Annotated in this window: 12 protein-coding genes; 10 read left to right on the top strand and 2 right to left on the bottom strand. The window is 52.6% G+C overall.

All coding sequences use genetic code 11. From position 1 onward, the window contains the following. Positions 1–11: 11 nt before the first annotated feature. Positions 12–1,163: a DegT/DnrJ/EryC1/StrS family aminotransferase gene (locus tag AC6I8R_RS12465; RefSeq protein WP_021182888.1), complete on the top strand. Its 1,152-nt coding sequence runs from the start codon at positions 12–14 to the stop codon at positions 1,161–1,163. A 41-nt stretch (positions 1,164–1,204) separates the two neighbouring features. Here AC6I8R_RS12465 and AC6I8R_RS12460 read toward each other — a convergent pair whose 3' ends face one another. Both AC6I8R_RS12460 and AC6I8R_RS12455 read right to left on the bottom strand, forming a co-directional pair. Continuing rightward, on the bottom strand, positions 1,205–2,350 hold the full coding sequence (locus AC6I8R_RS12460) for a Gfo/Idh/MocA family protein (RefSeq protein ID WP_021182889.1): 1,146 nt from the start codon (positions 2,348–2,350) through the stop codon (positions 1,205–1,207). Then, positions 2,347–3,528, bottom strand: coding sequence for an ATP-grasp domain-containing protein (locus AC6I8R_RS12455; protein ID WP_497832398.1), 1,182 nt, complete (start codon positions 3,526–3,528; stop codon positions 2,347–2,349). The genes AC6I8R_RS12460 and AC6I8R_RS12455 overlap by 4 nt, the downstream gene beginning before the upstream one ends. A 356-nt stretch (positions 3,529–3,884) precedes the next feature. Here AC6I8R_RS12455 and AC6I8R_RS12450 point away from each other — a divergent pair, with 356 nt between their 5' ends. The 9 genes from AC6I8R_RS12450 to AC6I8R_RS12410 all read left to right on the top strand — a co-directional run bounded on the left by AC6I8R_RS12450 (position 3,885) and on the right by AC6I8R_RS12410 (position 12,523). After that, positions 3,885–4,853, top strand: a complete 969-nt coding sequence (locus AC6I8R_RS12450) for an HNH endonuclease signature motif containing protein (RefSeq protein ID WP_021182891.1) — start codon at positions 3,885–3,887, stop codon at positions 4,851–4,853. A gap of 142 nt (positions 4,854–4,995) precedes the next feature. Next, a complete protein-coding gene (locus AC6I8R_RS12445) occupies positions 4,996–5,718 on the top strand; it encodes an RNA polymerase sigma factor FliA (protein ID WP_013509526.1) in 723 nt (240 codons plus the stop codon). 49 nt (positions 5,719–5,767) lie between these two features. Further along, positions 5,768–6,271 carry a flagella biosynthesis regulatory protein FliZ gene (gene fliZ / locus AC6I8R_RS12440; protein ID WP_497832397.1) on the top strand — a complete coding sequence of 168 codons (504 nt, stop codon included), beginning with the start codon at positions 5,768–5,770 and terminating at the stop codon, positions 6,269–6,271. A gap of 131 nt (positions 6,272–6,402) precedes the next feature. Next, positions 6,403–7,389: a D-cysteine desulfhydrase gene (locus AC6I8R_RS12435; RefSeq protein ID WP_021182893.1), complete on the top strand. Its 987-nt coding sequence runs from the start codon at positions 6,403–6,405 to the stop codon at positions 7,387–7,389. Between the two features lie 101 nt (positions 7,390–7,490). Continuing rightward, a complete protein-coding gene (gene tcyJ, locus AC6I8R_RS12430; RefSeq protein ID WP_021182894.1) occupies positions 7,491–8,291 on the top strand; it encodes a cystine ABC transporter substrate-binding protein in 801 nt (266 codons plus the stop codon). Further along, on the top strand, positions 8,291–8,959 hold the full coding sequence (gene tcyL / locus AC6I8R_RS12425) for a cystine ABC transporter permease (RefSeq protein ID WP_021182895.1): 669 nt from the start codon (positions 8,291–8,293) through the stop codon (positions 8,957–8,959). The genes tcyJ and tcyL overlap by 1 nt, the downstream gene beginning before the upstream one ends. Beyond that, positions 8,956–9,708, top strand: a complete 753-nt coding sequence (tcyN, locus tag AC6I8R_RS12420; protein WP_415174489.1) for an L-cystine ABC transporter ATP-binding protein TcyN — start codon at positions 8,956–8,958, stop codon at positions 9,706–9,708. Before tcyL ends, tcyN begins: the two co-directional genes overlap by 4 nt. Positions 9,709–9,933: 225 nt before the next feature. Further along, complete coding sequence (locus AC6I8R_RS12415) at positions 9,934–11,025, top strand: acyltransferase family protein (protein ID WP_497832396.1); 1,092 nt, start codon at positions 9,934–9,936, stop codon at positions 11,023–11,025. Between the two features lie 415 nt (positions 11,026–11,440). Next, entirely contained in the window at positions 11,441–12,523 is a 1,083-nt protein-coding gene (locus AC6I8R_RS12410; protein ID WP_021182899.1) for an acyltransferase family protein, read from the top strand. Positions 12,524–12,590 lie beyond the last annotated feature (67 nt).

Here is a 12,590-nt window from a genome sequence, read left to right as displayed (position 1 = left end):
AGGGGGCCACGATGAAAAAAATCGCGCCACATTACGACAACAAAAATATTCTGGTGACCAGCCCCTTACTGCCACCACTGGAGGAGTTTATTCCTTACCTCGAAAATATCTGGCAGAGCAAATACCTGACCAACGGTGGCCCGTATCACCAGGCCCTGGAAGCTGCGCTGGCAGAATACCTGGGCGTGAAACATATCTGCTTATTTTCTAATGGTACGCTGGCGTTGATGACCGCGTTACAGGCGCTGCGTATTGATGGTGAGGTGATCACCACACCATACTCCTTTGTGGCGACCTCACATTCGTTGTTGTGGAACGGCATCAAGCCGGTGTTTGTCGATATCGATCCTCAGACCTGTAACCTCGACCCGGCTAAAATTGAGGCGGCAATTACGCCGAAAACCAGCGCCATCATGCCTGTGCATTGCTACGGCCTGCCGTGTGACACCGATGCGATTCAGCGCATTGCCGATACCTATGGCTTACGCGTGATTTATGACGCGGCCCACGCTTTTGCCGTGAAACGCGAAGGGGTCAGCATCCTGAATCATGGTGATTTATCGGTGCTGAGTTTCCATGCCACGAAGGTGTTTAATACCTTCGAAGGCGGTGCGATTATTTGCCCGGATGAGAAGATTAAACGTCGCATTGATTATCTGAAGAACTTTGGTTTTGCTGATGAAACAACGGTCGTAGCGGCGGGCATCAATGGCAAAATGAGCGAATTCCAGGCAGCCTTTGGTATGTTGCAGCTAAAGCATGTGGATGCCGCGTTTGGTGTGCGTCAGCGAATTTATCAACGCTATGCTGAGGCGTTAGCCGCGGTGCCAGGGGTATCGTTGTTGCAGGCTGATGCGCAAACCGAATGGAATTACGCCTACTGCCCGCTGTTTATCCACCCGGAACACTTTCCACTGACGCGCGACCAGCTTTATCAACAGATGAAGGACGCAGGGATTTACGCCCGTCGCTACTTCTATCCACTGATTTCGCAGTTTCCGATGTATAAAGGTTATGAGTCGTCTCATCCTGACAATCTGCCGGTTGCCAGTGCCACTTCCCAGCAGGTGCTGTGCCTGCCGATCCATCCCACGCTGACTGAGACAGAGCAAGCGCGCATTATTGATATTGTGTTGGCAGCCAGTCAGACCGCGGCGGCCTGAGAACGGCTCCCCCCGAAAGGGGGGAGCAAAGTGTTAGCGCATTAACCGGTCGCAGTGGCGGGATGGGAAAGCAAGTCCAGCAGCGTTACTGGCTGGTGTAACGTGGCACTGCGTTGGGCTTTTTCGAGAAAATTCAGCCCGCTCAGTGCCGTATCAATACCCTGACTGTAGTCGTTGTGTTCGCCACGTAAACTCTGGGCGATATCCGCATAGTAGTTAGCAAAGGCTTCGATAAATCCAGCCGGATGACCTGCCTTGAAGCGGCAGTAGCGTGGCAGGTTAGCGATGCGGTTGGCATTATCGGTACGGTCAATCAAAGTGACCTGGCCGTGCACATTGCTGAGTTTCAGGGTTTCCGGTTCCACCTGTAACCACTCCGCGCTACCTTTATCGCCCATTACCCGGATACGTAAGCCATTGCGGTAACCCAGCGCCGCCTTGCCGTACCAATACTGGCATACCAGACCATCTTCATAGCGGGATACGGCATGGACGGTGTCGATAATGTTGGGTAACGTCGTGAAGTGGCTATTGATCGCATAGACATCGGTCGCCCGACGTTGCGCAATAAAATCCACTAACTGATGCACATGAACACCGAGATCGAGCGATACCGTGGGGATCACGCCGTCGGACTGACGCCAGCTTTGTGGCCGTGCTACATCCCCGGCCATATTGCGACGGCTAAAGCCCTCCTGCGGCATCTCTACCAGGATCTGCTGGATATTCCCCAGCTCGCCATCGGCAATGCGCTGGCGCAGCTCGCGCACCATTGGGTAACCGCTGTAGTTATAGGTAACAAACAGGCGGCCACCAGTACGTTGCAGGGCGTGACTGACCACCAGCGCGCTGGCGACTGACTCCACCAATGCCTTTTCACATATCACCGCGACACCATATTCAAGGCAGCGCACGATGACGTCGAGATGATGCGGCGTAGGCAGTAGAATCACCACCGCATCCAGTTGTGAATGTTCTGCTGCCAGCAACGCTTCATAATGGTCGTACAGACGATCGGTGGCGATGCCCCAGATCTGCGCTGTTTGTTGATTTATCTGTGCATCGCGGCTGAAACAGCCAGCGACCAGATGGAATTCACCATCCATCTGGGCGGCAATTTTGTGGGTCTGGCCGATGGCGGAATTGATGCCGCCACCAAGGAAGGCAATCCTGAGTGGTTGGGTCATGACTTTCTCTCCTGTTGCATCGGGGGATTAAGATACTGGTTCAGATGCGGCGTCAGTTGCGCCAGCCTGGTCAGGCTGGCGCACTCGGCAAACACCAATCCTGCGCGGTCGCGCGGAGCGGCTTCCAGTGCATCGCCCGGTAACTTGAGGGGGATGACATCGAGTATTTTTGCCGGTAACGCGGCAAAGTGAAAACCCGCGAAACGGGTTGCTTCGGCGACGGAGACGGTATGACGGGCGATAAAGCGCTGGCGTACCGGGCGGCGTTGGTCAAAGTGGTCATCAATATTGATAAAGGGTGCGACAAAATGGCTGCTGTAAGGCACACCGGTCGATAGGCTGATCAGGCGGCTATAGAGATCGCCAGGACAACGTCGTGTCAGTTCAATCAACCAAAAATCGTTGCCGTCGGTCATAAACTGGGTGTGTAGCAGGCCATCACACAGACCGAGCTGTGACGTTAACGTCGCCAGACAATCGCTGACGCGATCCTGTAATGTGCGGCTCAGTTGCGTGGTGAGAGAACTGCTGTTGACTTGCCACGGATAAACGGTGCAAAACTCATCGACATAAAATTCGCAGACGATTTCACCGTTACGAATAAAGGCGGAGTGGCTGTGCAGCGTGCCATTAATAAACTGCTCAATTAACGCTTCACCGCTACGTGAAGCCTGTTGAGCAGCGAGGAAAGCAACAGCTAACTGTTCGCGTTCAGAGATATGGGTAATCCCTAATCCGCTGTAGGCGTCAACTGGCTTAACGATCAGCGGTAAAGACAATTCATTGCTTTCGCTTAACTGCTGTACCGCTGCTGGCACCGGGAAATGGTTAGCCTGTGCCCATTGGCGAAACTGATCCTTCTGGAACAACGTATCAGCAACATCCGGAGTGTCGAATCCGGAAAAACCAAGTTGTTCTGCGACCCGTGAGCCGGCGAGATAAGAGACATCCGTGACGCCGGGCAGCAGGGCTGAAATGCCCCATTCGCGACACAGGTCAATGACTTGCTGCACGTCACCATAGTTAACAGGACTGCTGTCATCTGCAAAACGATGGCCAGGGTCTTGGGTTTTGCTGCCGCACACCGCCGTGCGGTAACCGTGCTGGCGTAATACATCCAGAAAGGGCAGTGAGGCGAATCCCGCATCAAGCAGCAGCGCCCGGGAGGGTGAAGACATGGCGTCCAACCTTAGCCTGAGTAAATTTAACCGTCTTATTTTATTCAGGCTTGGGTCAGTGCAATGGCATAAACAGACAGGGTTTTTGGCTCAATTTGCCTTTTTCAACACGTTTGCTTCCAGCAGTAGAGGGACCACCTCGCTTAAACGGGCGCGCCAATCCGAAGACGGGAAGCCCAGTTCGTCCAGACGTAAACTGCACAGGACTGAATTGCGTGGGCGCTTTGCCGGTGATGGCCACTGTTCGCTACCATAAAAAAGTAACCAACCTGTTACAGAACCCTGCAAATCTGCCGATAACTCCCTTCAGAATCACACGAATTTTTGCCGTACTTTTTCCATTTTCTGGGGTGTCTATGCGCTTCAATTATGACTTGTTACCCGGTGAGCTACTGACTTTCGAAGAGATCGCGTTGCGCTACATGCAGCAAAATCCTGATGAGAAAGAGCTTACCGCCCGTGGGTTGCTGAGCCCGTCAACCAGCTATCGCAATTTGGTGATCCGCGCGGTGTTCGCTCAGCAGGAGATCAATAGCCCGATCGAGGATCTGCTGTTTGTCTCGGACGACAACGAACGCAAAAACTATCTGCGTCGCTTTGAGCATTACCTGAAGAACCAGCAGGCTTTCCTCTATTTCCGCCGCACTGACGAAATAAAGAAAGAAAATCGCTGGAAGGTCGTCGGGGAAACCCGCGTTTACGCGATGCTCGATCCCCATTCGGCAGAGGCGCAGAACCTGCTGGCAAGCCGTGGCTTTAAGCTGGTGCTGATGCGCCAGAATGAAGACGACGAATATTGGCAGTTGTTCGACCCGCAGGCTCATCCCTGTTTTCCATTATCGCGCAAGGTGCAATTCCTGGTGGTGCTGAGTACACCGCAACATAAAGTCCCGATTGCGGTGATGCCCGGTACTGAAGTCGGCAGGCGGGTTAAAGCGCGAGTATTCCAGCGTGCCAGTCAGGCCGAGTTTAGCGCGGCGGTTAAAGCGCGCTACGGCGCTTGCGTGATCACTGGCACGCGATTGACTGAACGACACAGCTGGCCGTGGGTCGAAGCCTGTCATATCGATACTCAGGAAAATGAAGAAGGATTTCTCGCCGATAACAGCGTGGATAACGGTTTGTTCCTGCGTAGTGACTTACAGCGGCTATTTATTAACCGTATGTTAAGCATCGATGCGGAAACCGGTCAGGTGGTGTTCAACGCGCAACTTGAAAGCGATGGCAACATTAGCCCTTTCTATCAGTCGCTTGAGGGGAAAACCTGCGTGTTATGGGACAACGTACCGCCCGGTACGCGCCAGCGCCTGCGTAATCTGCGTTAGGGAAGTCTTGGATGGCGGCCTGCTGTGCCGCCATCAATTACAAATTGAAATAACCGCGCTTTGCCCGCCTATTCCTCCAATCAAAACGCCCTACAGAATTAGATAATCATGCCGATAACTTTACTAACGCAGGGTAGTCAACGTGAACGATCTCTATACCGCCGATGGCGTGATGGATAAACATTCGCTCTGGCAGCGCTACGTTCCTCTGGTGCGGCACGAAGCGCTTCGCCTACAGGTACGGTTGCCCGCCAGCGTTGAGCTTGACGATCTGTTGCAGGCCGGTGGCATTGGCTTACTGAATGCCGTGGAACGCTACGACGCGTTACAGGGCACCGCCTTTACCACCTACGCCGTGCAGCGTATCCGGGGAGCAATGCTGGATGAATTGCGCAGTCGCGACTGGGCACCTCGTAGCGTACGCCGTAATGCGCGCGAAGTGGCTGGCGCCATGCATCAGGTAGAGCAAGCGATGGGGCGCGCGGCTACCGAGCAGGAAGTGGCTGATCAATTGAATGTTTCGCTGGAGGAGTATCGGCAGATTCTGCTCGATACCAACAACAGCCAACTCTTCTCCTACGACGAGTATCGGGAAGAACACGGTGACAGCGCAGAGCTGGTGACGGAAGGGCATGAAGAAGCCAACCCGCTTCATCAACTGATGGAAGGGAATCTGCGTGAGCGCGTAATTGAAGCGATCGAGGCATTGCCCGAGCGTGAAAAATTAGTGCTGACACTGTACTACCAGGAAGAACTGAACCTGAAGGAGATTGGCGCGGTGCTGGAAGTGGGCGAATCCCGCGTCAGCCAACTGCACAGTCAGGCGATCAAACGCCTGCGTGCCCGTTTAACGGGAGCGCGCTGACAGAATCAGTTCCTGGGGATCCAAAAAAAATAAAACCGGGGACTCAGCAATGGGAGCCAAATCCAAAGCCAGACCTTTAAGTCGCTACCTTAAAGACTACAAGCACAGCCAAAGCAATTGTTCACATTGTGGCAAGGTTCTTGACCGTATGGCGTTAGTGTTCCGCGGCCAGACCATCAATAAAGAGGCCATTGCTCGCATGGACCAAATGATTGACGATCAGGTGTGGATGAAACTCCAGCCGGAATTGACTGCGTTGTGCCGTTTTTGCAGCGATATTTTTTGTAATACTCATCCGAATTACTTCGATATCATGGCGTTCAAGCAATACCTCTTTGAACAGACTGAGATGAGTCACAGCACCATCCGCGAATACGTGGTGCGTTTACGTCGACTCGATGACATGCTCAAGGCGAAAAATTTCCCGGCAGAACGTTTGCGGGGCAACAGCTGGCATGAGTGTCTGGAGAACGATTTACCTGATGCCGGTAATAATAATTACCGCATCGCTTTGCGTAAATATGACCAGTTTTTAGGCTGGCAGCGCAGCTAACTGTGATCCTCCCCCTGTTGTTGTCGAAGACGCCAGCAACAGGGACTGCACCCGGTGAATTCCGGGTGCGACTTTTCTCATCTTCTGCAACACTGTAAGAATAATTGCAATTTGCCCGAATGGAGGCTGCATTGTCCTTACATCTTTTGCACCAATTCCCTCGTCTTGAGCTGCTGGGTGCGCCCACGCCGCTAGAGCATTTGCCCCGTCTTTCTGACTATCTTGGGCGTGATATTTTCATTAAACGTGATGATTTCACCCCGGTGGCGCTCGGTGGTAACAAGCTACGCAAACTCGAATTCCTCGCGGCCGATGCGCTGCGCGAAGGCGCGGATGTGCTGCTGACGGCGGGTGCAATACAATCTAACCACGTACGTCAGACGGCGGCAGTGGCGGCACGTCTTGGTCTGAAGTGCGTGGCGTTGCTGGAAAACCCGATTGGAACCACGGCACAAAACTACCTGAGTAACGGCAACCGACTGCTGTTGGATCTTATGGACGTCGAGGTGGTGATGGTCGATGCGTTGCATAATCCGACGGCACAGTTGGCGGAGCAGGCTGAACGTCTCGAAGCACAGGGTTTTCGTCCTTATGTGGTACCGGTGGGCGGTTCCAATGCGCTGGGTGCACTCGGTTATGTGGAATGTGCCCAGGAAATTGCGCATCAAAGCGAAGGCGTGGTGGATTTTGCCGCCGTGGTGGTGGCATCCGGCAGTGCCGGTACCCATGCTGGCCTGGCGGTTGGTCTGGAGCAACTGCTGCCGGACAGCGAGCTGGTGGGTGTGACGGTGTCGCGCAAAGTGGCAGATCAACTGCCCGTGGTTGAGCGCATCCGCACGGCACTGGCGCAGCAGCTGGAGGTTGCAGCGCGCGCGCCCATTACGCTGTGGGATGAATATTATGCTCCGCGCTACGGCGAACCGAACGAAGAGGGGATGGAGGCGGTGAAGCTGCTGGCGCGGCTGGAAGGCATCATGCTTGACCCGGTGTATACCGGAAAAGCGATGGCCGGTTTGATTGACGGCATCAGCCAGAACCGTTTCCGTCGTGAAGGCCCGTTGTTATTTGTCCATACCGGCGGATCACCCGCGTTATTTGCTTATCATCCTTCGGTCTGAGACGCAGGTAAAAAAAGTTTTATAATCCGGCCGTTATTTGCCTGACCCGGTGAAATAACGCACACAACACACACAACTCACAAATAATAAATGGGGTATTTATGGCTTTCTCACAGGTTCGTCGCCAACTGGTGATGGGAGTGATGGCGGTGGCGCTGGTCGCCGGTTTCAATGTGAAAACCTTCGCGGCAGAAAATCTGCTGAATAAAGTGAAAGAACGCGGCACGCTGCTGGTGGGGCTGGAAGGAACCTATCCGCCGTTCAGCTTCCAGGATGAAAACGGCAAACTGACCGGTTTCGAAGTGGAATTCGCCCAGCAACTGGCGCAGCATCTTGGCGTGAAAGCCAGCCTGAAACCAACCAAATGGGACGGTATGCTGGCCGCGCTGGATTCAAAACGTATCGATGTGGTCATCAACCAGGTCACCATTTCGGATGAGCGTAAAAAGAAATATGACTTTTCCACGCCGTACACCATTTCCGGTGTGCAGGCGCTGACGCTGAAGAAAAACGCGGGCAGCATTACTAAGCCGGACGATCTCTCCGGTAAGAAAGTCGGTGTGGGTCTCGGCTCCAACTATGAACAGTGGCTGCGTGATAACGTGAAGGGCGTGGATATCCGCACCTATGATGATGACCCAACCAAATATCAGGACCTGCGTTCAGGCCGCCTTGATGCCATCCTGGTGGATCGTCTGGCCGCGCTGGATCTGGTGAAGAAAACTGGCGATACCATGGCAGTGGCAGGCCCGGCCTTCTCGCGTCTGGAATCTGGCGTGGCACTGCGTAAAGGTAATGATGATCTGCTGAAAGCGATTGATGCGGCGATTGCTGATATGCAGAAAGATGGCTCCCTGAGCAAACTTTCCGAGAAATGGTTCGGCGCGGACGTTACTAAATAATGCAGGAAAGCCTACAACTGGTGCTGGATTCAGCACCATTTTTACTCAAAGGCGCGGTGTTCACACTGCAACTGAGTATCGGCGGCATGTTCTTCGGGCTGATACTTGGTTTTGTGCTGGCATTGATGCGCCTGTCGCACTTCTGGCCGATTAACTGGCTGGCGCGATGTTATGTGTCGATCTTTCGTGGCACGCCGCTTATCGCCCAGCTGTTTATGATCTACTACGGCCTGCCGCAGTTTGGTATCGAGCTGGATCCCATTCCTTCCGCCATGATTGGTCTGTCGTTAAACACCGCCGCTTACGCCTCGGAATCGCTACGTGGTGCGATTGCTGCGATTGAGCGGGGTCAGTGGGAAGCGGCGGCCAGTATCGGTATGACGCCGTGGCAAACGCTTCGTCGCGTGATCCTGCCGCAAGCGGCACGTACCGCGCTACCGCCATTGGGCAACAGCTTTATCAGCCTGGTGAAAGATACCTCGCTGGCGGCCACGATTCAGGTGCCGGAGTTGTTCCGTCAGGCGCAGTTGATCACCTCGCGTACCCTGGAGGTGTTTACCATGTACCTTGCGGCGTCGGTGATTTATTGGGTGATGGCGACGGTACTCTCCGCCTTGCAGAATCGACTGGAAGCGCATGTTAATCGTCAGGATCGGGAGGCGAAATGAGTGCCATTGAAGTACGTCAGCTGGTGAAACAGTTTCACGGCCAGACGGTGCTGCACGGTATCGATCTGGACGTGGCTTCTGGCGAAGTGGTTGCGATTATCGGGCCGAGCGGTTCGGGTAAAACTACCTTATTGCGCAGCATCAACCTGCTGGAAGTGCCGGATAGTGGCACCATCCGGGTGGGCGAGATTGCCGTCGATGCTGCTCTTGGCATCAACAAACAGAAGGAACTGGTGCGCCGTCTGCGTCAGCAGGTGGGATTCGTATTCCAGAATTTTAATCTGTTCCCCCATCGTTCGGTACTGGAAAACATTATCGAAGGGCCGGTGATCGTCAAAGGTGAACCGAAAGCGGAGGCCATTGCGCGTGCACGTTCATTGCTGGATAAAGTGGGGCTGCACGGTAAGGAAGAGAGCTTCCCGCGACGCTTGTCCGGTGGACAACAGCAGCGTGTGGCGATAGCGCGCGCACTGGCAATGCGCCCACAGGTGATTCTGTTCGACGAACCCACCTCAGCGCTTGATCCTGAGCTGGTGGGGGAGGTACTGAATACCATCCGTGCGCTGGCGGAAGAGAAGCGTACGATGGTGATTGTCACCCATGAGATGAGCTTTGCCCGCGACGTCGCTGACCGTGCCATCTTTATGGATCAGGGCCGTATCGTTGAGCAGGGGGTGGCGAAGGCGCTGTTCAGCAATCCGCAACATGCCCGTACCCGACAGTTCCTCGATAAATTCCTTAATCAATAATCTTAAGCGCCGTGGATGATTCACGGCGTTTTCCTTATTTTCCCACATCAGTTTCTTCCGAAAAAAATCAGCCTTATTTTGTCATTGTGCTGATTTTTAAGTATTTATTTTATCTTCATTTACTCTGCTGGGTTCTTGCGGTCTTTTTAAGAGTGGTACTGATTGTGATGAATTAATAAATAAAAATAATTATTTACAAATTCATGACACAATCAGGACTTAACAATGACGTCTGCCAGGCAAGAGGTACTCTGGATCAATACGCTAAAAGGCGGCTGTATTTTGCTGGTGGTTCTGCACCACGCCATCATCACCACCTTTGCCCCATCGTTGCAGTATCTGACCGCCGGGATCATCCCTGCTGAAGGCTGGGTGACCTTTAATAAATACCTCTCCCCGTTACGTATGCCTGCTTTCTTCTTCGTCTCTGGCCTGCTGGCGGCGAGCGCCATCAGTAAAAAAAGCTGGCAGGAAGTGTTTACAAAGAAATTCAGCAACATACTGTATCTTTATCTGCTGTGGGGCGTGATTCAGTGGCTGTGCATCCACTACATTTCAACGCATATGATGGGTGACCGCTTATCGACGGCGAAAAACGCCGCCTACGCGGATTCTCCACTTCAGTTCATCAAGTTGCTGCTGCTGTCGATGACCAGCCTTTGGTATCTTTATGCGCTGGCAGGCTTTTTCCTGTTCACCAAGCTGTTTCACCGCCAGAAGGTGGCGCTGGTGCTGCTGGCAATGGTGGCTAACTATGCTGCACAGCTCAGTCTCATCCCCGGTTGGGGCCCCGCCAGCGTGGCTCAGAACTATCTTTACTTTCTGCTTGGCGTTTTCTTTAGCGAGAGATTGATCGCCATCAGCCACCTTGAGCGGCAACACTGGCTGCTCCTGGCCGGTATCGCGTTAATCGGTGTGGCGCATCATGTCGGTGGTAGTTACAAGAATCCCTTCTATAGCCTGCTGACCATCGTGTTTGGCATAGTGTTGTGCCGCTTCCTCAATCAACGTTGCAATATGGCGTGGCTTAACTGGATTGGCCGGAACACGCTACAGATTTATGTGCTGCACCGCATCTTTATTGAACTGCTGGGATTAAGTGCGCTAACGCTCGCTTTGCACTATGGCTGGTTTGGTAACACCACCTTTAGCTGGGCATGGGCATTACTGATGCCGTTGGCAGGGGTAGCCGCCTGTACTTCGCTGTCATTAGTGGTCTGGACGCTATTAAATCATGGTCCGGGGCGGATGCTGTTTCTCTACCCACGTTTACTGCGTAAGCAAGCCACTGAAGCAAAATCATCGCCGTTATCCTGATGAAATACAGGCCAGTGAAAACTGGCTATTTCGCCATTTATAAGCAGCACAGGCAGAATTTTTTTTCTTAACTCACTGCCACATGCTGTTTATTTTTACTTTTATTTGATTATCGTGTGGATTGAAAGCAGGTGAATAAATCTTAATTATTGACCGCGTTTATTTGCGATTGATGTGTATCAATATTCACTTTAACGTTTAAATAAATGGAGAAAATTATTAGCCTGCTTAGTTATGCTGGCCGGTGTCATGACGTAACGCATTGTTATATAGGGCCAGTAAAAATTTTTTAAGACTTTCGCTACAGTCAGATTGCCCCGCCTGTTTGATAATCCCTCTCACTATTAAAAATGTCATACCTCATTTCTCGGCGTCAAATTTCGCGTTCAAGACTGACACAGCGGGAGTTAATCATATGAATAACACCAGGACCGATGAGATATTATGGGTGAACACCCTTAAAGGCACCTGCATTTTGTTAGTGGTGCTCTACCATACGGTTTTACCCGGATTCGAAAATACCGTGCATTATCTGTCGGCAGGCTGGCTGCCAGCGGAAATTTGGGTGAAGTTTAATACCATTCTGTCGCCACTGCGTATGCCTGCCTTCTTCTTTGTGTCGGGACTGCTGGCGGCGAATGGCATCATGAATCGTCCGTGGAAGCAGGTTTTCACCAGCCGCATTACCAATCTGTTCTATCTCTATATTTTATGGGGATTTATTCAGTGGTGGTCCATCGATGGCATTTCATCGGAAATCACCGGGCAACGTATTTCTGACAATACCAATGCGGCCTATGCCGGATCGCTGTTGGAGTTTCTGAAGCTCACCTTTATGGCGATGAGCACGTCATGGTATCTCTACGGTCTGGGCATTTATTTCCTGTTAGCCAAGATCTTTCGTGAGCAGAGAATGGCGTTGCTGGCGGTGGCGGTGGTGCTGAATTATCTGGCGGTAGTGAAAATTATCCCGTACTGGGGACCGCAGAGTCTGGCGCAATATCTTCTGTTTTTCCTGCTGGGAGCGTTCTGGAGTCCACTGATGCTGCGACTCAGTAGCTGGAAGCGGGAAAATATGGTCCCCTGGGCACTGCTGGCCGCCTTTGCGGGGGTAAACATTATCTTTGGTGTCGGCAGGAACCTGTTTCTGTGCATCATCGCGGTGCTGTTAAGCGTGGCGATTTGTCGCTGGCTGAATGCGCATTTCCGCATGACCTATCTGAACTGGATTGGCCGCAATACCCTGCAAATTTATGTTATTCATCGCATATTTATTGAATATTTTGGCATGTCAGCCATTTTATTTGCGCAGCGCCATCATCTGTACGAGCAGGCGTGGTTCTCGATACTTTGGGCGTGCTTGTATCCCATTGCCATCGTAGCCATCTGTTCGTTGTGTTCGGTGTTGGTGTGGTCACTGACCAATCGAGGGTTGGGGCAGTCGCTGTTTGTGTTCCCGACATTAATTGGTATGAAGCGAAGAAAGACAGCCGCATAACGAAAAGCAAGCACATTCCGAAGCGGCGCGATTTATCGCGTATCTGTTAAAACAGCACGATAAATCG

The organism is Pantoea sp. X-Soil-OKNW-713, from assembly GCF_059730685.1.
Note: the sequence above shows the minus strand (reverse complement) of the source record. Positions and strands in the feature narration are given on the sequence as shown.